Here is a 21,103-nt window from a genome sequence, read left to right as displayed (position 1 = left end):
AGGTGGCGTTCGCCCGGTCATCATGTCAAGCGTTTGTCCTGACAAAGGGCGGTCGCGTCGATGCGGATGGTGGCTTCGTCGATGCGTATGGCGGCCGTATCGATCGACAGGGTTACCGCCCCGGTACGCCATGGCTTTGTCCGGACAATCGAACTAGGCTCGCCCCGTGACCGCACAAGGAGCCGATCAGCCGCTGCCGCTGAGCGTGGACCGCACCAGCCCGGTGCCGCTCTACTTCCAGCTGGCACAGCAGCTGGAGGCCGCCGTGGAACAGGGCCGGCTGGCCCCCGGCGCCCTGCTCGGGAACGAGATCGACCTCGCCGCCCGCCTCGGTCTGTCCCGGCCGACCGTCCGCCAGGCCATCCAGTCGCTCGTCGACAAGGGCCTGATGGTGCGCCGCCGGGGAGTCGGCACCCAGGTCGTCCACAGCCGGGTCCGCCGTCCGCTGGAGCTCAGCTCGCTCTACGACGACCTGGAGGCGGCCGGCCAGCGCCCCGCCACCAGCGTCCTGCGCAACACCGTGGAGCCGGCCACCGCCGAGGTCGCCGCCGCCCTCGGCGTCGCCGAGGGCAGCGAGGTCCACCTCGTCGAACGGCTGCGCAGCGCCCACGGCGAACCGGTGGCCCTCCTGCGCAACCACCTGCCCCCGGGGCTGCTGCCCCTGCTCACCGAGGAGCTGGAGGCCACCGGCCTCTACCGGCTGATGCGCGCCTCGGGCATCACGCTGCACAGCGCCCGCCAGTCGGTGGGCGCGCGCGCCGCCGACGACCGCGAGGCGCGGGCGCTTCAGGAGCCGGTGGGCGCGCCGCTGCTCACGATGGAGCGCACCACGTACGACGACACCGGCCGGGTGGTCGAGTTCGGCTCGCACGTCTACCGGGCGGAGCGGTACGCCTTCGAGTTCCAGCTGCTGGTCCGCTCCTGAGCCGACCCGGCCCGTGGGGCGCGCCGGTCCGGCCCGTCGACGGCGGCGAACCCGGCCCGTCCGGTGTTCCCGTCCGGTGTCGAGGACGGAACCGGTCCGTGCACACGGGTTGCGCTCGGCGGGTCCCGTGCCCCAGGCTCCTGTGTCCGTCGGGCCCACCCCGCGCACGGGGTCCGTCCTCGAACGCCCGGACGGTCCGGGGGCGCGGGCGGGAGCGGGCAGGGCTCGGGGATACTTGGGCAGCCGGGCCGGGACCGTACGCTCCCCGGCCCCGTCAAGCAGCACAGCGAGCAGCAGTAGAAGGGCACGGCGTCGTGGCAAGGGTTCGGACAGGGGTACGCGCGATGGGCGCCGTGCTGGCAGTGGTGCTGGGCGCCTCCCTCGCGGGATGCAGCAGCACCGGCGGCAAGCGGGCGGAAGAGCGCGCGGCCGAGGCCGCCGAGGGCCGGGCCGCGGTGAACACACCGCGCTGGACCTTCGCCATGGTCACCCACTCGGGCGACGGCGACACCTTCTGGGACATCGTCCAGAAGGGCGCCGAGCAGGCGGCCCGCAAGGACAACATCAACTTCCTCTACTCGCACAACGACGAGGCCAACCAGCAGGCCCAGCTCGTCCAGACCGCGATCGACAAGAAGGTCGACGGGCTGATCGTCTCGCTGGCCAAGCCGGACGCGATGAAGGCCGTGGTCGCCAAGGCCGTCAAGGCGGGCATCCCGGTCGTCACCGTGAACTCCGGCTCCGCGGAGTCGAAGGAGTTCGGCGCCCTGACCCACATCGGCCAGGACGAGTCGATCGCCGGTGAGGCCGTCGGCGACGAGCTGAACAGCCGGGACCGCAAGAAGGCGCTGTGCGTCCTGCACGAGCAGGGCAACGTGGGCCACGAGCAGCGCTGCGCCGGAGCGAAGAAGACCTTCGACGGCACGATGCAGAACCTGTACGTCGACGGCACCAACATGCCCGACGTCACGGCGTCCATCGAGGCCAAGCTCCAGTCCGACACGAGCATCGACGCGGTCGTCACCCTCGGCGCCCCCTTCGCCGACGCCGCTGTCCAGGCCAAGCAGACGGCGGGCAGCAAGGCGGAGATCGACACCTTCGACCTCAACGCCAAGGTCGCCACCGGCCTCCAGACCGAGAAGCTCGGCTTCGCCGTCGACCAGCAGCCCTACCTCCAGGGCTACCAGGCCGTCGACCTGCTCTGGCTCCACCGCTACAACCGCAACGTCCTCGGCGGCGGCCTGCCCGTCCTGACCGGCCCGCAGATCATCACCGCCGACGACGCCGACGCCCTGGCCGACTACACCAAGCGGGGCACCCGATGAGCGGCTCCACCGCCGCACCGGAGAAGCCCGCGCAGGTGGACGAGCGGCTGGTGCGCACCTCACCGCTGCGCAAGCTGCTCGGCCGCCCCGAGCTCGGCTCGGTCGTCGGCGCGGCAGCCGTCTTCCTGTTCTTCGCGATCGTCGCCGACAGCTTCCTCCAGGCGTCCAGCTTCGGCACCGTGATGTACGCGGCCTCCGTCCTCGGCATCATGGCCGCACCGGTCGCGCTGCTGATGATCGGCGGCGAGTTCGACCTCTCCGCCGGGGTCATGGTGACCAGCTCGGCGCTGATCTCCTCGATGTTCAGCTACCAGATGACGGCCAACGTCTGGGTCGGCGTCCTCGTGTCGCTGCTGGTCACGCTCGCCATCGGCGCGTTCAACGGTTTCGTGCTGACCCGCACCAGGCTGCCGAGCTTCATCATCACGCTCGGCACGTTCCTGATGCTGACCGGCCTGAACCTCGGCTTCACCAAGCTGATCAGCGGCACCGTCTCCACCAAGGCCATCGGCGACATGGAGGGCTTCGAGTCCGCACGGGCCCTGTTCGCCTCGACGCTGACCCTCGGCGGCGTCGAGTTCAAGGTGACGATCCTGTGGTGGGCGGCGCTCGTCGGCGTCGCCACCTGGATCCTGCTCCGTACCCGCTTCGGCAACTGGATCTTCGCGGTCGGCGGCGAGGCCGACGCGGCCCGCGCGGTCGGCGTCCCGGTCATCCGCACCAAGATCGGGCTCTACCTGGGCGTCGCCTTCGCCGCCTGGGTCTCCGGCCAGCACCTGCTGTTCAGCTACGACGTCGTCCAGTCCGGCGAGGGCGTCGGCAACGAGCTGACGTACATCATCGCCGCCGTCATCGGCGGCTGCCTGATCACCGGCGGCTACGGCTCCGCGATCGGCTCGGCGGTCGGCGCCATCATCTTCGGCATGACCAGCAAGGGCATCGTGTACGCCGAGTGGAACCCGGACTGGTTCAAATTCTTCCTGGGAGCGATGCTGCTCCTGGCCACCCTGCTCAACGCGTGGGTGCGCAAGCGCGCGGAGGCGACGTCATGAAGGCCACCCCTGAAGACCTTGCGGGAGAGACCGCCGGTCCGCTGGTCGAGCTGGACGACGTATCGAAGTTCTACGGCAACATCAAGGCCCTGGAACACGTCTCGCTGGAGGTCCGCGCGGGCCAGATCACCTGCGTCCTCGGCGACAACGGCGCCGGCAAGTCCACCCTCATCAAGATCATCGCGGGGTTGCACCGGCACGACGCCGGACGCTTCCTGATCGACGGCGAGGAGACCACCCTCGCCAACCCGCGCGACGCCCTGGACCGGGGCATCGCCACCGTCTACCAGGACCTCGCCGTCGTCCCGCTGATGCCGGTCTGGCGGAACTTCTTCCTCGGCTCCGAGCCCACGCTCGGCGTCGGCCCCTTCAAGCGCCTCGACGTCCGGAAGATGCGCGACACGACCCGTACGGAACTGCTCCGCATGGGCATCGACCTGCGTGACGTCGACCAGCCCATCGGCACCCTGTCCGGCGGTGAGCGCCAGTGCGTGGCCATCGCCCGCGCCGTCCACTTCGGCGCGAAGGTCCTGGTCCTGGACGAGCCGACCGCCGCCCTCGGCGTCAAGCAGTCCGGCGTGGTCCTCAAGTACGTGGCAGCCGCCCGCGACGCCGGCCTCGGCGTGGTCCTCATCACGCACAACCCGCACCACGCCCACCTCGTCGGCGACCGGTTCGTCCTCCTCAAGCGCGGCGCGATGTCCGGCAGCCACACCAAGGACGACGTCACGCTGGACGAACTGACCCGGCAGATGGCGGGCGGCAGTGAGCTGGAGGAGCTCAGCCACGAGCTGGAACGCACCTCGGCCCCCACCCTCCCGGGCAGCTCCGCCGCGACCGACGACACACCCTGACCGGCGATCCGCCCCGGCGCGGCCGACCCCGGCCGACGGTCCCCGGGGCCGGGCAGTGGCAGAATCGAGCGCGGCGGGCGCCGTCCGCCGCCGGACGCGACAGCATCCCGGCCCCCCAGACCCCGCAGGGACGATGAGCACGTACCGCGACTTCGCACACCGCGGCTCCGCCCGCGCCACCGTCCTCAAGACCGTCGGCACCAAGGAACGCCGCTCGCACCTCACCGCCCCCCGCGTCCCCACGGTCGGGATCGACATCGGCGGTACGAAGGTGATGGCCGGCGTCGTCGACGCCGACGGCAACATCCTGGAGCAGCTGCGCACGGAGACGCCCGACAAGTCCAAGAGCCCCAAGGTCGTCGAGGACACCATCGTCGAGCTGGTCCTGGACCTCTCCGACCGGCACGACGTCCACGCGGTGGGCATCGGCGCGGCGGGCTGGGTGGACGCCGACCGCTCCAAGGTCCTGTTCGCCCCGCACCTCGCCTGGCGCGACGAGCCCCTGCGCGACGCCATCGCCTCCCGCCTCGTCGTCCCCGTCATGGTCGACAACGACGCCAACACCGCCGCCTGGGCGGAATGGCGCTTCGGCGCGGGCCGCGGCGAGGACCACCTCGTCATGATCACCCTCGGTACGGGCATCGGCGGCGCGATCCTGGAGGACGGCCAGGTCAAGCGCGGCAAGTACGGGGTGGCCGGCGAGTTCGGCCACATGCAGGTCGTGCCCTCGGGCCACCGCTGCCCCTGCGGCAACCGCGGCTGCTGGGAGCAGTACAGCTCCGGCAACGCCCTGGTCCGCGAGGCCAGGGAGCTGGCCGCCGCCGACTCGCCGGTCGCGCACTATCTGCTGGACCGGGTGAAGGGGAACATTCCTGACATCACCGGCCCGCTCATCACCGAACTGGCCCGCGAGGGCGACGCGATGTGCATCGAGCTCCTCCAGGACATCGGCCAGTGGCTCGGCGTCGGCATCGCCAACCTGGCCGCCGCGCTCGACCCGTCCTGCTTCGTCATCGGAGGCGGCGTCAGCGCCGCCGACGACCTGCTGATCAACCCCGCCCGGGACGCCTTCAAGCGCCACCTCACCGGCCGCGGCTACCGCCCCGAGGCCCGGATCGCGAAGGCGCAGCTCGGCCCCGAGGCGGGTATGGTCGGCGCCGCGGATCTGGCCCGGCTGGTCGCCCGGCGATTCCGCCGGGCCAACCGGCGGCGCGTCGAGCGGTACGAGCGGTACGCCCAGATCTACGACCAGGCGGCGAGCACCATCCGTAACACGCGGTCCACCCGTACCGTTGACTGAAGCGCAGCCGCCCTCCCGGGCGTCCACCCTTCAGTACGCCGTCACCGCAGCACCTTAGGGACCACCTGATCATGATCGCAGCCGAGCACCCCGTGGTGCAGAACCTGTCGGAGTCTCCGGGCGACGGCGAGGGCAGACCGCCCGAGGACCGCCGGCATGTGTTCAAGCGGCGCTTCATCACCGCGACGATCATCGTGCTGCTGATCGGCATCCCGGCCGGCTACCTGCTGATCTCGGCCGGCCAGAGCCGCCGCTCGGGCCAGGACAAGGAGGCCGAGGCGGCCGCCCAGGGCCTCCGCGAGGGCCGGCCCTCCAAGATGCAGCGCCGGATCTTCGAGATCCCGATCCCCGGCAACGGGGCCGGCATCCAGTACTACGAGACGAACAACTGGAAAGCCAGCCGGATGTACACGAAGTTCCGGACGACCTCCGCAGGTCTGGACCGCTTCCTGACCGGGATGGGCACCGGGCGCGCGGCGCTGAAGCCCGACACGGTCGACATCAGTCAGCGGGACATCAAGATCACCGGCTGGTCCTTCGGTCCGGGCGAACGCTGGGCCGGCACCACGCACGTCAACAAGAAGCCGCGCCCCACCCAGAACATCACGGTCAATATGACCGATCCGGCCAGCCCTGTCGTCTATGTCGTATCGGCAGTGACCCCCTGACCCTCCGCCCGACGGAGGGTGGCCGGGGTGTGAAGGTCGCCGGCAGGCCGAGAATCGGCCGCGCGTTCCCGGCTCGTCTCAAAGATGTCCTGCGAAGGAGCGTCCTCGGTGACGATGATGATCGCCATGCCGGAAGTTCTGGAGATCCTCGCCCTCGCCTGTACCGGCCTGTACGCCGGATACATGGTCGCTTTCATGTCGGGCGTCATGCCCGCGCTCAAAGAAGTGGACGACGCGTCGTTCACCCTGGCCATGCGGGCGGTGAACCGCAAGGTTCCCGGCCCGCTCTTCCTGCTCCTCTTCCTCGGATCGCTCGCCTTCCCCGTGGCCTCGTTCTTCGTCGCGCCGGACGGCCGGGCCGGCGGCGACACCACCCTGATGGGCGTCGCGGCCGGGTGCGCCCTGGTCGGGCACCTGATCACCTCGGGCGGCAACGTCCCGCTGAACAACGCGCTGGAGTCGTCGAAGGGGCGGGGCGACGAGCGGAGCGCCCGTACGGCCTTCGAGGGCCGGTGGAGCGCCCTGCACGCGCTGCGCACCCTGTTCGCGGCCGCGGCCTTCGGCCTGGTCGCCGTGGCCGTCACCGGCTGAGCGGCCGCCGCCGGCCGCCATGGCACCTACGTGAAGCTTCGCCGGGATGAGACGATGAAGCATGAAACTGAGTCTGTGAGCTATTCACCGTCTGCAGGACGGAGACTTTAATGGAGTCATGAGCACTCACGGACAGAACCCAGCGCCCATCCTCGTCATCGGCGGCACCGGCAAGACCGGGCGGCGCGTCGTCGAGCGTCTGGAGGCGCTCGGCCGCCCGACCCGGGTCGGCTCGCGCTCCAGCGAGACGCCCTTCGTATGGGAGGACGAGAACACCTGGCAGGCCGCTCTCGACGGAGTCTCCGCGGCCTACGTCACGTACTACCCGGACCTGGCGTTCCCCGGCGCCAAGGAAGCCATCGGACGGTTCGCCGCCGTCGCGGTGGAGCGGGGCGTCAAGCGCCTCGTGCTGCTCTCCGGCCGGGGCGAGGAAGGGGCGGTCGCGAGCGAGGACGCGCTCAAGGCGTCCGGCTGCGACTGGACCGTCGTCCGCTGCAACTGGTTCAACCAGAACTTCAGCGAGAGCTTCTTCCTCGACCCCGTCCTCGCCGGTGAGCTGGCGCTGCCGACCGGTGACGCCGTCGAGCCCTTCGTGGACGCCGACGACATCGCCGACGTCGCGGTCGCCGCGCTCACCGACGACCGCCACATCGGCAGGACGTACGAGCTGTCCGGCCCGCGGCTGCTGAGCTTCCACGACGTGGTCCGCGAGCTGTCGGCCGCCACCGGCCGGACCATCACCTACATCCCGGTCAGCGTCGACGACTACCGTGCGGCGCTGCGGGAGCTGGGCGAGCCGGAAGAGTTCGCCGACCTCTTCACCCTGATCGTCGACGGCCGCAACGCGAGTGTGGTGCACGGCGTCCGCGAGGCGCTCGGGCGGGAGCCCAAGGACTTCGCGGACTACGCCAAGGAGGCGGCCGCGGGCGGCGCCTGGAACACCTGACAGCTCCCGTACGAGCAGCGGTGGTCCGCGGAACCGGGAAACCGGACCGCGGACTGCCCTGCGGACCGTGTGTTGCCACATACCGACAAGTCGGGAGCCCGGCAGCGCAGCGCCGGAACGCCCGAAGAAAAGAGGGACGCGATGGACGGGCCGGCGTGGGAGGGCAGAAGCGTGGGCGCACTGCCCCGCCACCTCCGCGGATTCGCGCAGACGCATCTCGCGCTGCGACGTGACTCCCGCCGACTGGTCGCCGCGGTACCGCTGCTGACATCGAGCGGCCTGCCGGCGGTCGCGGAGTGGTGGCGGCAGTTCCGGGACATCGTCGACTGGCACCACCGTACCGAGGACGAGATCCTCTGGCCGGGTCTGATCGAGCACGCCCCCGAGATCGCCGCCGGATCGCACCTCATGGTCCAGGACCACGTGGCCCTCGACGACTCCATGCTCCGGGTGACCCGGGCCCTGGAGGCGGGCCGGGCCGAGGCGCTGGACGGCCCCGTCGGCATGTTCGACTCCGTCCTTCACCAGCACCTGCACGAGGAGGAGGAGCTGACGTTCCCGGTCTTCGCCAGGGTGCCGCCGGACGTCTTCACCGCTCTGGAACGCCGGGTCCTGGCCGCGGCTCCCTTCGGCGTCAAGCGGATCCTGCCGCCCTGGCTGCTGGACGGACTTCCCGACCCGGACGGGGTGATGCCGACCCCGGTGCGGCTGATCGGCCGCACGCTGCTCTCGAAGCGCTACCGCCGCTCCGTCACCGGGCTGCTGGAACCCACCTGACCCGGATCCTCCGCCGGTGCCGGCGGCCCGCACCACCGAACGACCGGAGAGACATCATGAGCCCCACCTCCTCCCGACCCGACCCCGTGCTCCTCGCGGCCACCGTCGGCACCGGTCTGCTGGCCGGTCTGTATCTCGCCTTCGACGTCGGTGTGATGCCCGCGCTGGCGCGCCGCGACGACGAGGCGTTCGTGAGCACGATGCGCCGGGTCAACGACGCCCTCGACGACAGTGCGTCCTTCGGGGCGCTCTTTCTCGGAGTGTTCGTGGCCACCGGTGTCGCGGCCCGCCGGCTCCGGCGCGCGGAGCGGTGCGCGGCCGCCCGACGCGCCGGGGCCGCCGCAGTGCTCTACGGCCTGAGCATCGCGGTGACGATCGGCGCCAACCTGCCGCTGAACCGCCGGCTCCGCGGCGCCCCGGTGGCCGCGTCGGCGGCGGTGACGGCTGCCAGGACCGCCTACGAGCGGCCGTGGCGGACGGCGAACGCCGTCCGTACGGCCGCCTGCCTGGGGGCTCTCGTCCTGCTCGGCGACGCGGCCCGGCGGCGGGCGGTTTCCCGGGCCTGGTGACGGGAAGTGTCGAGCGGGGAGCCGGGAACCGCCGCAGGTTCCGGGCCGTTGGCAGAAGGCCCGGGGCATGACCGAGCTTCACGGACCGGTCCGTGCGGTGGTCGGCGGCCGGGTCCGCACCCACTCGCGGGACCACGATGGCGAAACGGTATGAGGTGACTGTGGTGGATGCGTTCAGCGGCCTGCTGGGAAGTCCCAAGGCGCGGGGGGCCTTCCTGCTGAAATCCGTGTTCAACCCCCCGTGGGGCCTGCGGGTCGAGGACCGTGCCCCGCTGTCGCTCGTCACCCTGCTGCACGGGTCGGCGTGGGTGCTCCGCGAAGGCGGCGAGCCGGTCAAGCTGGCCGCCGGCGACGTCGCGGTCCTGCGCGGCCCCGAGCCGTACACCCTCGCCGACGACCCGGCCACCCCGCCCGGCGTCACGGTCGCCGCCGAACAGCGGTGCAGCACCACCGACGGCGAGGACGTCACGGAGACGATGTCGCTGGGCGTGCGGACCTGGGGCGAGCCGCACCGCTCCGGCTCCACCGTGATGCTGAGCGGCACCTACCAGGCGCCCAACGAGGTCGGCCGTCGGCTGCTCGCCAGCCTGCCGGCCCTGCTGGTGCAGCCCGCATCGGCCGCCCGGACGCCGCTGATCGGCATGCTGGCCGCCGAGATGGACCAGGAGGACGTCGGCCAGGAGGTGGTCCTGGACCGGCTGCTCGACCTGCTGCTGATCAATGTGCTGCGGTCCTGGCTGGCCGAGCCCGGCACCGGTGCGCCGCTCTGGTTCCGGGCCCAGAGCGACCCCGTCGTCGGCCGGGCGCTGATGCTGCTGCACGACCGGCCGAGCGAACCGTGGACGGTCGCCTCGCTCGCCTCCGCCGTGGAGGTGTCCCGGGCGAAGCTGGCGCGTCACTTCACCGAGCTGGTCGGCGAGCCGCCGATGTCCTACCTGACCGGATGGCGGCTCACGCTCGCCTCCGACCTGCTGCGCGACCCCGATCTCTCGGTCGCCAAGATCGCCGAACAGGTCGGCTATTCGGGGCCGTTCGCGCTGAGTGCCGCGTTCAAACGCGAGCGCGGCGTCAGCCCGCAGGAGTACCGCCGGGGCAAACGCTCGGGGCAGGTCCCGGCCACCGGTTCCGACGGCCGGACGGTGATGCTCAGACGCTGAGCCGCGCCGTCGGCCGGGAGATACCCGGCCGACGGGTGGCGAAGCCCGGCACGGCCACGGCCGTGAGCAGCAGTCCGCCCCCGACGTGCCAGCGGCCCGGATAGGGGTACGCGCCACCCACCGGTCGCGGCACCCCCCTTCCGGTCGCGGCGGGCCGCCGCCGCGCCGCGGGCGGTTCCGTACGCTCCGGACGCACCCGGGCCGTGAACAGGCCGTCGGCGGTGAACGCCACCTCGACGGCGAGCGTCCCGATCCAGCGGCCCGTGGCCGGGTGCCAGGCCTTGTAGACCGACTCCTTCGCGCTGAACAGCAGCCGGTCCCAGGGGACTTCGGGGCTGCTCCGGGACAGCTCGGCGACCATGCGCCGCTCCGGGTCCGTCGCCACCAGACCCAGCAGCCCCGTCGGCAGCGGCAGGGCCGGTTCGGCGTCCACCCCGAGCGCCGCCCACACCTCGGCGCGCGCGGCCACCGCGCCCCGGTACCCGGCGCAGTGCGTGATGCTCCCGACGACACCGGCCGGCCATGCCGGGCCGCCCTCCGCCGTACGCAGCAACGGGCCCGGTGCGACGCCGAGTCGGTCCAGACAGCGGTGGGCGCAGGCCCGAGCGGCGGCGAACCGCCGGACGGTCGCCTCGGGCCGTCCGCGCAGCAACGCCAGCTCCCGGGGATCGGGCAGGCCGGGCAACGCGTCGTCGAAGGCCTCCGCCCGTGCGACTCCTTCCGGAACGACCCGCTCGATCACGGCCTGCCGCCCGCCCCGAGCACCCTGGGGCCGGGTCCGGGGTGCGGAGCGCAGCGGGCCACCGGTCACCGGGAGCCCGTCCGTTTCACGGCCCCGTCGCTCCGGGACCGGCCGGCCGACGCCCCGTGGACCCGCAGCACCGCCGCGACCACCGCGTCCGGGCTCTCCAGCGGCAGGACGTGTCCGGCACCGGGCAGCAGGGTGAACGTGGCGTCCGGCAGCGCGGCGGCCAGCTCCCGCCCCAGCTCCGGCCGGATGACCTTGTCCTTCTCCCCGGCCAGGACCGCGGCCGGAACCCGCACGGAGGCCTGTGCCGCCCGCAGGTCCATGCCCCGGGAGGACCGGAAGCAGGCGGCGCGCACCGTCGGCGCGGTCCCCGCGAACACCTGGCGGTTCACCTCCCGGAGCCGGGAATCCAGCGCCGTACCCGTCATCCGGCCGAGCAGGAGCCGCCCGAGCGCGGGCCGCCGCAGCGCCCAGGAGAAGAGCGGGGCCTCCATCATGGCGGCCTCCTTCTCCGGCGTGTCCTGGTCGTGCGCGGCCGAGGCGACCAGCACCAGGCCCACCGGGCCGGCGTCCGGCCCGGACCCGGCCGCCAGCGACAGCGCCGCGAACCCGCCCCCGGAGTGGCCGACGACGATCGGCGCGTCACCGGCGTATGAGAGGACCGTCACCAGGTCGGCGGTCATCGCATCCGCGCTCATCCCGGAGGACCCCATGGTCGACGCGCCGTGGCCGCGCAGATCGTAGACGACGACCGGGAAGCCGCTGCGCAGCAGGCGGTCGGTCACCAGGCTCCAGATCCGGCGGCTGCCACCCCAGCCGTGCGCCAGCACGACCACGGGACGCTCGTCGCCTCCGTGCTCCAACGGACGCAGCACGGAGACCGCGATCCGCCCGCCGTCCTCGGCGGTGAGGAAGACCTCACCGGCGTCGGGCGCGGTCACCGTGTCCCCCCGGCGGCCGGAGCGGCGGACGCGGCCGAGGGGGCGGCGGCGAGCAGCAGGTTCAGTCGGCCGAACGCCGCGCGGGTGGCCCGGGTGTGCATCGCCCCGACGTCCACCAGGTTGGCGAGGAGAGCGAGTTGGCCCTGCGGGCTGGCGCGGAAGGACATCGCGAGCCGGGTGCCGCCGTCCTCCAGCGGGGTGAGCGTGAACTCCGCGGTGCCGCGGAACGCCCCGTCCACGTACTCCAGCGCCAGCCGCTCCGCCCGTTGCACGACGGTGGTGCGGGCGGTGAACCGGAGCTTCTTGCCGCCCTTGTCGACGCCCTTGGTGTGGACGGTGATCCGGGTCAGCGCGCCGACCCGGTCGGGGGCGCCGTCCACCGGTTCGAAGGTGTTGTCGGGCACCCACCACCGCGCCTCGCCCGCGAATTCGCCCAGCAGGGCTTCCCAGACGGCGTCAGGACCGGCGGCGAGCAAGGCCTCGTCGACGAGCTCGTACTTCTTCACTGCTCCTCCTCCTGCGGGATGAACGGGAAGGGCCGCTCCCGCAGGAGCGGCCCGGGGCCCTGCTCGGTCAGCCGAAGAAGCCCTGACCGGGGGTGAGGACGTTGCCGGGGTCGAAGCGGCGCTTCGCGTGGCACAGCGCCCCGTAGCTCCTGCCGAAGTGGCGCCGCCAGTCCGCGGCGGTCAGGTCCGGCACCGCCCCGACGAGGTAGCGCTTGGCGCCCAGCTCCACGGCCCGGTCGTACAGCCAGCGGTTCTGCTGGACCATCCGCGCGACCTCGGCGTCGCTGGTTCCCGGATTCGGGAAGCGCAGCAGGTCGAAGAGGTATCCGGTCCTGTCCCTCGGCTGTACCGCCATGGGCGCGGTGATCTTGGACGTCGGGTACGGGTAGGTGAGGAGCACTCCGGCGCCCAGACTCTCCGTGGTGAGCTGGCTCTCCACCAGGCGCAGGAAGCGTGCGGCCGACCGGCGCGGCAGGAAGAGGCTCAGCCACGGCTTGGCCTCGAACCAGTGCCCGGCCTCCTTGAGGAAGGCCTCGTAGCCGTCCAGCCGGAAGAGGTAGTCGCGCAGCGCGTAGTCCTCGATGTGCGCCTCGGCGCGCAGGTCCTCCAGGCCCGACAGCAGCCTCGCCCGGTCGGGGACGCGACCGCCGGAGTACGTGGCGACCGCCTCGATCTTGTAGCGCCAGCCGGAGTCGTCCGGCTTGCGGACCATCTCGCCGCCCTGCATCTGGAAGCGGTGGTCGGCGAGCAGGGTCTCCGAGTCCTTCATGAAGGCCGTGACGTCGCTGTAGAACAGGCTGAAGACGGTGGCCCGCTCGGCGGCCGGCACGGTCCGCAGCGTCACACTGACGATGACGCCGACCTGGCCGCCCCCGGCCAGCGCGGTGTGGAACAGGTCGGAGCGCCGGGTCTTCGAGGTGGTGACGACCTCACCGGTGCCGGTCACCACGGTCATCGAGGTCACGGTGTCCGCGATGAGACCCTCGGAGCCCATGGTCAGGCCGATGCCCCCGACACTGAGCGTCCCGCCCACCGAGAGCGGCAGGTAGTCCGGCAGGGCGGGCAGGGTGCGGCCGCGGGGCAGCAGGTGGTCGGTGATCTCCGCCCAGGTCGCCCCGGCCTCCACGGTGATGGAGTCGCTGCCGGTCGACAGGATGCGTGCCATGCCGCGGGCGTCGACCGATATGCCCCCGGGCACGGCGGCCTGGCCGTAGCAGGAGTGGGACTCCAGGTCGCCGCCGGTGCCGCTGCGGCCGTTGACCGCGAGCTTCAGCCGGTTGGTCCGTGCGTAGCGGATCATCTTGGCGATGTCCTGGACCGAGCCGGGCGTCAGGACCGCCCAGGGCACGGTGCCGTTGACCAGCCGGCCGAAGTCGTGGCTGTAGGAGCCGAACTGGCTGGTGTCCGTGGTGAGCGTGCCGTCCAGCGGCGGTACGGCCACGACGCGGTCGCCGGGGCGGCGCGCCGGATCGGCCGCGTGGGCCCAGCTGCCGGTGGTGGCGTTCCAGCCGATCACCGTGGCGGCGGCGCCGACGGTGCCGAGCACTGCTCTTCGGGAAGGAGTGTGCAGGTTCACGGGGAGGGACTCCATGTCTCGTCGGTCACGCGTGCGGCGTTCAGGAAGCGGCGGGCACGGTCGCCCGCAGGTCCTCGCTGGTGCTCAGCCGGTGCTCCGCGGGGTCGAACCGGCTGGTGGCCCGCCGGAAGCGCCAGGTGTAGGTCGGCCAGATGGACGGGTTGCGCCCGTGCTCGTCGAGGTACCAGCTGCGGCAGTTGCCGGCGTTCCAGACGGTGCCGTCCAGCCGCTGGTCGAGCTTGTCGTTGTAGGCGCGCTGGGCCTCGGGCAGCGGTTCCACGGCGGCCAGACCGCGTTCGTCCATCGTCTTCAGGGCGTCGAGGAGATAGGCGATCTGCGCCTCGATCATGATCACCTGCGAGGAGTGGCCCAGTGTGGTGTTCGGCCCGAGCAGCATGAACAGGTTCGGGAACCCGGCCACGCCCGTACCGCGCAGCGCGCTCATGCCCTCGTTCCAGGTGTCCTTGAGGCCGGTGCCGTCCCGGCCGAAGACACGCTCGGCGATGGGGCGGCGGACCGCCTCGAACCCGGTGCCGAGCACGATGGTGTCCACCGGGCGCTCCCGGCCGTCGGCCGTGACCACCGCGTCCGAGGTGACCTTGGCGATGCCGTCGGTGACCAGCTCCACGTTGGGCTGCTGGATCGCGGGGTAGTACGTGTTCGAGAAGAGCAGCCGCTTGCAGGCCAGCACGTAGTCCGGGGTGAGCCGGGCCCGCAGCGCCTCGTCCGGGACGCTCTTCTTGAGGTGGTCGGACGCCATCTTCTGCATCTTCCCGGCGACGGCCGGACGGGCCATCACGAAGGCCAGGATCTCCCGGCCCCACATGTTGAAGTTCCGGCGGAAGCGCTGGTAGCCGGGGACGGAGGTCAGCAGCTTCGTCTGGAGGGCGCTGTTGGCCTTGTCGTTCTTCGGGCCGATCCAGGGCGGGGTGCGCTGGTAGAGGTCGAGCTGTCCGACCTCCGGCTGGATGGCGGGGACGAACTGGATCGCGGACGCACCGGTGCCGATGACGGCGACCCGGCGGCCGGTGAGGTCCAGGTCGTGCCGCCACCGCGAGGAGTGGAACACCTCGCCCTGGAAGCCGGAGAGACCGGGGACGTCGGGGATGGCCGGCTCGCTGAGGTAGCCGGTGCCGGTGACCAGGACCCGGGCGGTGTAGTCGCCGCCCGTGGTGGAGATCAGCCACCGCTTGCGCAGATCGTCCCAGCGGGCCTCGGTCAGCTCGTGCCGGAAGCGGATGCGCGAGCGCACCCCGAACCGGTCGGCGCAGTCGCGCAGGTAGTCGAGGAGCTCGCGCTGCTTGCCGAAGGTGCTCTTCCAGTTCGGGTTCGGCGCGAACGAGTACGAGTACAGGTGCGACATCACGTCACAGGCGGAGCCCGGGTAGGTGTTGTCGCGCCAGGTGCCGCCGACCTCGTCGGCCCGCTCGAACACGAGGAAGTCGTCGATGCCCTGCTGCATGAGCCGGATCGCGGTGCCGAGCCCGGAGAAGCCGCTGCCGATCACCGCCACCCGCAGATCGCGGGCCGGGTCCAGGGGTGCCTGAGCCATCCCGGTCACCCCTTGCGGGTGAGCGTCAGCCGGAAGTTGTTGAAGAAGCGGTCCTCCAGCGTGTACGCGAAGATGTCCAGATAGCGTTCGAAGCGGGCCACCACCTCCTCGCTCTCCAGCGCCACGGCCTCCTCGCGCCGCTCGGCGAGCAGCACCAGCCAGGCACGGCACGCCCGGGCGAACGCCTCACGCTCGTTGACCAGTTCCACCACCTCGAACAGGCCCTCGGCGGCGGCGGCCAGCTCGTGCAGGTGCGGGATGTGCATGCCTGCGAACTCGGAGCGCTGGAGGAACTTGAGGTCCGCCAGGATCTTCCGGCCGATCGGCTGGGCCTCGGCGGTCATCGTGTGCAGGACGAACCGGCCGTCCGGCACCAGCGCCTCGTGGACCTGCTGGAAGAAGAACCGGTAGCGCTTGGTGCGCTCCTTCGGCGACAGGCTGGACGGCACGAAGTGCTCCAGCGCGTTGACACAGAACGCCGCGTCGTACGAGCCCGGGGCGCTGTGCTCCGACCAGCTCTCCACCCGGGTGGTGAGGGCCGGGTTGTCCAGTCCCGCGATGAAGTCGGCCTGGGTACGGCTCAGCGTCAGGCCGACCGCCTCGCGTACGCCGTGCTTCCGCGTCAGCCGGTCCATCAGGGTGCCCCAGCCGCAGCCGATGTCCAGCACCCGGTCCTTGCCCGCCGCGTCCGCCAGCTCGGCGAACGCGTCGAGCTTGCGCTCCTGGGCCAGGTCCAGGGCCTCGGTGAGGCCCTCGCCCTCCTGCCAGTAGCCGCCGCTGTACATCATGCTGGGCCCCAGCAGCAGACGGTAGAACTCGTTTCCCACCTCGTAGTGGTGGCGGACTGCGTCCACCTCCGGCTCCGCGGTGTGGGAGGCAATCGTCGCCATCCTCGCCCTCTCCTCGCAGCTTGCGCCGACCGGGCGCAGAGCGCGCCCTGCGGCTGTCCGGTCCTGAACCGTGCTGAGAGGGAGCCAAGCGGACCTGTGCAATCCGTCCGCAACAGCGGCGTGTGACCGCTCTGTTGCGGCCCGATTGCGAGGAGCGGCTTGCATGCCGACACGACCGTACGTCGCGTTGAGAGAGGAACAAATCATGGCACTGCCGACTGTCGAGGTTCTCTCGGAGCAGCTCGCCGCCGTCTCCGGAGCCACCGAGGTGACGCCCGACGCGCCGATCCGGCACATCCCGGGGGTGGACTCGCTGGACCTGATGGAGTGGCTGTACAACTTCCAGAACGAGCACCCCGACATCCCCGCCGACGAGTCTCTCTTCGCGGACCTGGACGACAGCACGACCATGCGCGACGTGTACGCGAAGCTGGTCGGCCTGGCGCCGCAGCCGGCCGAGGCCTGAGGCGGGCACATGAGTGGATTCGCCATCACGGGGTGGGGCAAGGCCCTGCCCGAGCGGGTCGTCACCAGCACCGAACTGGCCGGACGCTTCGGGGTCGACGAGGACTGGATCGTCAGCCGCTGCGGCATCCATGAGCGGCGGGCCGTCGACCCGGGGCAGACCACCGCGTCCCTGGCCGCCGACGCGGGACGCGCGGCCCTGGCCAGGGCGGGGCTGACCGGCGCCGACATCGCCCATCTCATCGTGGCCACGGCCACACCCGAGCAGCCGTCTCCCGCCACCTCCGCCTTCGTCCACCATGAACTGGGCATCGGCGGCGGGGCGATGGACGTCAACTCCGAGTGCGCGGGCTTCGTCTACGGGCTGGTCGCGGCCATGGGCATCCTGCGCATGGACCGCCGCCCGATCCTGCTGATCGGCTCGGACACGCACACCCTGACCGCCAACCCCGCCGACCGGGACCTCTCCATCCTCGTCGGTGACGGAGCGGCCGCGGTGGTGCTCGTGCCGGGCCCGGAAGATCCCGTTCTGGCCTGGAACCTGGGCGCGGACGGATCGTGTGCGGACGCACTCAAGGTGCCGGCGGGCGGAAGTCGGATGCCCACAACAGCCGAAACGGTCGCGCAAGGGCTCCACTTCGCCCAGATCAAGGGCAACGAGATCTACCTGAACGCCGTTCGGTACACAGTGCGGACGGTGCGCGAGACGCTGGAGAGCGCGAAAATCTCTCCGGCGGAGGTTGATCACGTCATCCCGCACCAGGCGAACATCCGCATCATCAACTCCGTGGTGCAGCACTCGGGTCTGCGTCCGGAGTCCCTGATCATCAACCTGGACCGGTACGGCAACACCGCGTCGGCCTCGATCCCGCTGGCCCTCACCGAGGCCCTGGAGGCGGACCGGATCAAGGCCGGGGAACTGGTCCTGCTCGCCGGGTTCGGGGCGGGCATGACCTGGGGATCGATCCTGATGCGCTGGGGAGGCGCCACGTGAGCGGAGCGAAGCAGGCGGGCAAGAGGCCCGAGGCGCCGGTGGCCCTGGTCACCGGCGCCTCGGGCGGCCTCGGACAGGCGCTGGCGGTCGAACTGGACGCGCTGGGCTGTCGGGTGGCCGTCCACTACCGGAGCTCGGCCGACCAGGCCCGGGCGGTGAGCGGGAAACTGACGAACGACTCGGTCGTCGTCGGCGCGGACGTCGGCTCGTGGGAGGAGACCCAGCGTCTCTACCGGGAGGTCGAGGCGGCGCTCGGCCTGATCGACGTGGTGGTCAACAACGGGGCCGTCCGCAAGGACGCTCTGATGGCCATGCAGTCCCCGGACGACTGGCACGAGGTCATCCGCACCAACCTGCTGGGGTCGTTCCACACCAGCCGGGTGGCGCTGCCCTCCATGCTGCGGCAGCGCTGGGGCCGGATCGTCAACGTGGTCTCGCCGTCGGGCCTCATCGCCACGGCGGGGCAGACCGCGTACTCGGCCTCCAAGGCGGGTGTCATGGGGATGACCCGGGCGCTGGCGGCGGAGTGCGGCCGGCGCGGGGTCACGGTGAACGCTCTGTCACCCGGATTCATGATCACGGGTATGACGGATCAGCTGCCGGAGAGCATCGTGTCGGACATGGCGCGCAAGGCGCCCGTCCCGCGGTTCGTCACGGTCGAGGAGGTCGCCCGCAGCGTCTCCCTCTTCCTCGACCAGGACTGCATGACCGGACAGGTGGTCAGCATCGACAGCGGTGTCTCCATCATGTGAGCCGGTACACGGCAGTGGGGAGGGACGCGAGATCGCGTCCCTCCCCACTGCCGTGCCGGGGATCAGCTCAGCCGGTGTGTCGACATCGTTCCCCACTCCGTCCGGCGCGAAGCCCCCGGCAGCCGGTTCCGGTCCAGCAGACCGAGGTAGGCGGCCTCGCTCTCCGGACTGGGGTCGCAGCCCAGCTCCTCGGCGAGGACGACGCGCAACTGCTGGTATATCCGCAGGGCTTCGGCCCTGTTGCCGGCCAGCCGGTGCGCGGTCATCTGGCAGCGGTAGGCGCTCTCCCGGAACGGAGCCTGGCGCACCGCCTCCGCGGCGTACCGCAGGGCGTGGTGGGTGTCGCCGAGAGCGGACGAGGAACTGCTCGCGGTCTCCAGGGCCGAGACCCGCAGATCCTTGAGGTGACGCCGGACGGACTCCACCCACTCGCCCTCGTGGGAGGCGAGGAAGGGGCCCCGCAGCAAGGACACGGAGGTGGTCGCGAGCCGCTGCGCGGTGCTGTGGTCGCCCTCTCGGTGGGCGACGGCGGCGGTGAACGCGGCCTGCTCCGCGCGCTCCACGTCCACCTGGGCTTCCTCCGGCAGTCGCAGCAGATAGCGTCCGCCGTGTGCGATCACCGCCGGCTCGGCGCTAGCCCCCTCCGAGAGGGAGGCTCTGAGGCGGCTGACGACACTGCGTAATGCCGAGGCCCAGGTGCTGGGCAGGCCGTCCGGCCATATGGTGTCGGCGAGTTGCTCCCGGCCTATGCCGGAGGGACGTTCCAGGCAGAGCCGGGCCAGGGCGATCTGTGCCTGATGGCTGGCCAGTACCCGCGAGACTTCGGATTCATGTTCGATGGAGACGAGGCCGACAAGCCTGATGAGCACGATCGATCCCCCCAAGAAGAGGTTGCGGCGACTTCCTCGGCGGCATGGATGACGGAAGTCGACTGTCTGGCGTGCGTGCGGTTCCGTGCGTAGACCTCAGCGTGTGGCTCGTGGGCCGAGTGGCGTACGTGAGGATCCCGTGGGAGGGCTGCGGTGATCCGGAAGGGGCTTGGTCAACTCTTCTCCACGACTGAGTAAACAGCATTCTCGTTCAAAAAGAGTGTGTGTCAACTTCGCCATTAAGTTGCATTAGTTAACGCCCGATGAATCAGGGTCTCCGACACAGGCAAATCCTCCGATGACTGTTTGATCTTGCTCCCGTGTTGCGCCTCGATTGCGAGAGGTCCGTTGAATTCGAGACGCATCAGATTCGTTGCACCTATGTGCAATGGCAGTCATCAATGAGAGGACGGCCGATGGCATCCGCAGCGTGGGGGAGAATCGCGCACAAACTGGAGGCGACGGGGCGGCGCGTGGCCTCGCTGGAGTCGGAGCCCGAGCGCCGCAACAGCTTCGTCCCCTACACCGCCGAGCGCGACACCGCCTACGTCGACCTCGACGGCCGCCGCCTGCTGATGATGTCCGGCTACAGCTACCTGGGGCTGGCCGGCGACGAGCGCGTGGTCGCCGCCGCCCAGGCCGCCGCCGCCCGCTACGGCACCGGCAACCACGGGGTACGCGCCCTCGCCGGGTCCATCCCCCTCCACGAGGAGCTGGAGGACGAGGTCGCCACCGTCGCCGAGCGGGAGTCCGCCATCGTCTTCGGCTCCGGCTACGCCGCCAACGTGGGCACGATCGGAGCCCTGGCCGGCCCCGGCGACACCGTCTTCGTCGACAAGTACGCCCACGCCAGCATCGTGGACGGCTGCCGCCTCAGCGGGGCGACCGTGGTCCGGTTCCGGCACAACGACACCGAGCACCTGGCCCGCCGCATGGAGGCCGCCGCCCCCGGCGGAGTCCGTCTGGTCATCGTCGACAGCGTCTACTCCATGGACGGCGACATCGCGCCGCTGCCCCGGCTGCGCGAGGTCTGCGACGCCCACGAGGCGCTCCTGATGGCCGACGAGGCCCACGCCCTCGGCGTCATCGGCCGTACCGGACTGGGCGTGGAGGAGCACTTCGACCGGCGGGTACGAGTGGACGTCAAGCTCGGCACCCTGTCCAAGGCCATCCCCTCCATGGGCGGCTGGGTCGCGGGATCGTCCGAGCTGATCGGCCATCTCCGTTACGCCGCACGGCCGTTCCTCTTCTCCGCCGCCCTCGCGCCCGCCTCGGCCGGCGCCGCCCTGGAGGCGCTGCGCGTGCTGCGCGCCGAACCGGAGCGCGTCACCCGCATCCAGGGGTACGGAGCCCGGTTCCGGGAGCTGGTGACCGCGGGCGGCATGCGGACCGGCGACAGCGAGACCGCCGTCGTGCCGCTCATCGCGGGCAGCGACGAGTCGGCCTACGACCTGGCCACCACCGCCCGTCGCCTGGGCGTGATCGGGCTGCCCGTGGTCACCCCCGCCGTACCGCGCGACCTGGCCCGGCTGCGGATCGCCGTCACCGCACGGCACACGGACACCGACGTGGACCTCGCCGCCGAGGCGTTCCTCAAGGCCGCCGGAGAGTGCGGCCTGCTGACGGGCTGACACCGTCGGCGCCGC

Annotated in this window: 22 protein-coding genes; 15 read left to right on the top strand and 7 right to left on the bottom strand. The window is 71.3% G+C overall.

Translation table 11 applies throughout. The features are described 5' to 3' along the window. Positions 1-166: 166 nt before the first annotated feature. The 11 genes from ACGF2Y_RS30520 (at position 167) to ACGF2Y_RS30470 (ending at position 10,164) form a co-directional block, all read left to right on the top strand. Positions 167-925 (top strand): GntR family transcriptional regulator, encoded by a 759-nt coding sequence (locus ACGF2Y_RS30520; protein WP_392954178.1) that lies wholly within the window; start codon positions 167-169, stop codon positions 923-925. Positions 926-1,269: 344 nt separating this feature from the next. Then, entirely contained in the window at positions 1,270-2,250 is a 981-nt protein-coding gene (locus ACGF2Y_RS30515) for a sugar ABC transporter substrate-binding protein (RefSeq protein ID WP_392954175.1), read from the top strand. Then, entirely contained in the window at positions 2,247-3,302 is a 1,056-nt protein-coding gene (locus tag ACGF2Y_RS30510) for an ABC transporter permease (RefSeq protein WP_392954172.1), read from the top strand. The genes ACGF2Y_RS30515 and ACGF2Y_RS30510 overlap by 4 nt, the downstream gene beginning before the upstream one ends. Then, a complete protein-coding gene (locus ACGF2Y_RS30505) occupies positions 3,299-4,156 on the top strand; it encodes an ATP-binding cassette domain-containing protein (RefSeq protein WP_392954169.1) in 858 nt (285 codons plus the stop codon). Before ACGF2Y_RS30510 ends, ACGF2Y_RS30505 begins: the two co-directional genes overlap by 4 nt. 133 nt (positions 4,157-4,289) lie before the next feature. Continuing rightward, positions 4,290-5,456, top strand: coding sequence for an ROK family glucokinase (locus ACGF2Y_RS30500; protein WP_392954166.1), 1,167 nt, complete (start codon positions 4,290-4,292; stop codon positions 5,454-5,456). Between the two features lie 71 nt (positions 5,457-5,527). Further along, the gene (locus ACGF2Y_RS30495) at positions 5,528-6,124 is read left to right on the top strand and encodes a hypothetical protein (RefSeq protein WP_392954163.1); all 597 of its coding nucleotides are present in this window, start codon (positions 5,528-5,530) and stop codon (positions 6,122-6,124) included. A 114-nt stretch (positions 6,125-6,238) separates the two neighbouring features. Beyond that, positions 6,239-6,715, top strand: a complete 477-nt coding sequence (locus ACGF2Y_RS30490; RefSeq protein ID WP_392954236.1) for an anthrone oxygenase family protein — start codon at positions 6,239-6,241, stop codon at positions 6,713-6,715. Positions 6,716-6,833: 118 nt separating this feature from the next. Beyond that, the gene (locus tag ACGF2Y_RS30485; protein ID WP_392954161.1) at positions 6,834-7,661 is read left to right on the top strand and encodes an NmrA family NAD(P)-binding protein; all 828 of its coding nucleotides are present in this window, start codon (positions 6,834-6,836) and stop codon (positions 7,659-7,661) included. A gap of 171 nt (positions 7,662-7,832) precedes the next feature. After that, on the top strand, positions 7,833-8,438 hold the full coding sequence (locus ACGF2Y_RS30480) for a hemerythrin domain-containing protein (protein WP_392954158.1): 606 nt from the start codon (positions 7,833-7,835) through the stop codon (positions 8,436-8,438). Positions 8,439-8,494: 56 nt separating this feature from the next. Continuing rightward, the gene (locus ACGF2Y_RS30475; RefSeq protein ID WP_392954155.1) at positions 8,495-9,007 is read left to right on the top strand and encodes an anthrone oxygenase family protein; all 513 of its coding nucleotides are present in this window, start codon (positions 8,495-8,497) and stop codon (positions 9,005-9,007) included. A gap of 164 nt (positions 9,008-9,171) precedes the next feature. Beyond that, the gene (locus ACGF2Y_RS30470) at positions 9,172-10,164 is read left to right on the top strand and encodes an AraC family transcriptional regulator (protein WP_392954152.1); all 993 of its coding nucleotides are present in this window, start codon (positions 9,172-9,174) and stop codon (positions 10,162-10,164) included. On the opposite strand, the gene ACGF2Y_RS30465 is transcribed toward ACGF2Y_RS30470, so the two are convergent. The 6 genes from ACGF2Y_RS30465 to ACGF2Y_RS30440 all read right to left on the bottom strand — a co-directional run bounded on the left by ACGF2Y_RS30465 (position 10,154) and on the right by ACGF2Y_RS30440 (position 16,377). Continuing rightward, positions 10,154-10,975, bottom strand: a complete 822-nt coding sequence (locus ACGF2Y_RS30465; RefSeq protein WP_392954149.1) for a 4'-phosphopantetheinyl transferase — start codon at positions 10,973-10,975, stop codon at positions 10,154-10,156. The genes ACGF2Y_RS30470 and ACGF2Y_RS30465 overlap by 11 nt on opposite strands. Next, the gene (locus ACGF2Y_RS30460) at positions 10,972-11,853 is read right to left on the bottom strand and encodes an alpha/beta fold hydrolase (protein ID WP_392954146.1); all 882 of its coding nucleotides are present in this window, start codon (positions 11,851-11,853) and stop codon (positions 10,972-10,974) included. The genes ACGF2Y_RS30465 and ACGF2Y_RS30460 overlap by 4 nt, the downstream gene beginning before the upstream one ends. Further along, positions 11,850-12,359: an SRPBCC family protein gene (locus ACGF2Y_RS30455; protein WP_392954143.1), complete on the bottom strand. Its 510-nt coding sequence runs from the start codon at positions 12,357-12,359 to the stop codon at positions 11,850-11,852. The genes ACGF2Y_RS30460 and ACGF2Y_RS30455 overlap by 4 nt, the downstream gene beginning before the upstream one ends. 67 nt (positions 12,360-12,426) lie before the next feature. Next, the gene (locus tag ACGF2Y_RS30450) at positions 12,427-13,935 is read right to left on the bottom strand and encodes an FAD-binding protein (protein WP_392954141.1); all 1,509 of its coding nucleotides are present in this window, start codon (positions 13,933-13,935) and stop codon (positions 12,427-12,429) included. Positions 13,936-13,975: 40 nt separating this feature from the next. Continuing rightward, the gene (locus ACGF2Y_RS30445; protein WP_392954140.1) at positions 13,976-15,487 is read right to left on the bottom strand and encodes a flavin-containing monooxygenase; all 1,512 of its coding nucleotides are present in this window, start codon (positions 15,485-15,487) and stop codon (positions 13,976-13,978) included. 5 nt (positions 15,488-15,492) lie between these two features. Beyond that, positions 15,493-16,377: an SAM-dependent methyltransferase gene (locus ACGF2Y_RS30440; protein ID WP_392954137.1), complete on the bottom strand. Its 885-nt coding sequence runs from the start codon at positions 16,375-16,377 to the stop codon at positions 15,493-15,495. 205 nt (positions 16,378-16,582) lie between these two features. Here ACGF2Y_RS30440 and ACGF2Y_RS30435 point away from each other — a divergent pair, with 205 nt between their 5' ends. Genes ACGF2Y_RS30435 through ACGF2Y_RS30425 form a run of 3 tightly spaced genes read left to right on the top strand, consistent with a single transcriptional unit; the run spans position 16,583 to position 18,588 of the window. Further along, complete coding sequence (locus ACGF2Y_RS30435; RefSeq protein ID WP_392954135.1) at positions 16,583-16,843, top strand: hypothetical protein; 261 nt, start codon at positions 16,583-16,585, stop codon at positions 16,841-16,843. Positions 16,844-16,852: 9 nt separating this feature from the next. Further along, a complete protein-coding gene (locus ACGF2Y_RS30430; RefSeq protein ID WP_392954132.1) occupies positions 16,853-17,836 on the top strand; it encodes a 3-oxoacyl-ACP synthase III family protein in 984 nt (327 codons plus the stop codon). Next, positions 17,833-18,588 (top strand): SDR family NAD(P)-dependent oxidoreductase, encoded by a 756-nt coding sequence (locus tag ACGF2Y_RS30425; protein WP_392954129.1) that lies wholly within the window; start codon positions 17,833-17,835, stop codon positions 18,586-18,588. Before ACGF2Y_RS30430 ends, ACGF2Y_RS30425 begins: the two co-directional genes overlap by 4 nt. A gap of 62 nt (positions 18,589-18,650) precedes the next feature. Here the strand turns inward: ACGF2Y_RS30425 and ACGF2Y_RS30420 are convergent, their stop codons facing one another. Next, complete coding sequence (locus tag ACGF2Y_RS30420) at positions 18,651-19,457, bottom strand: BTAD domain-containing putative transcriptional regulator (RefSeq protein WP_392954126.1); 807 nt, start codon at positions 19,455-19,457, stop codon at positions 18,651-18,653. A 416-nt stretch (positions 19,458-19,873) separates the two neighbouring features. On the opposite strand from ACGF2Y_RS30420, the gene ACGF2Y_RS30415 reads away from it, so the two are divergent. Further along, positions 19,874-21,088: an aminotransferase class I/II-fold pyridoxal phosphate-dependent enzyme gene (locus tag ACGF2Y_RS30415; protein WP_392954124.1), complete on the top strand. Its 1,215-nt coding sequence runs from the start codon at positions 19,874-19,876 to the stop codon at positions 21,086-21,088. Positions 21,089-21,103: the final 15 nt, after the last annotated feature.

The sequence above is a fragment of the Streptomyces sp. NPDC048142 genome, assembly GCF_043202835.1.
Classification (GTDB): domain Bacteria; phylum Actinomycetota; class Actinomycetes; order Streptomycetales; family Streptomycetaceae; genus Streptomyces.
This window is presented reverse-complemented; position numbering and strand designations above follow the sequence as displayed.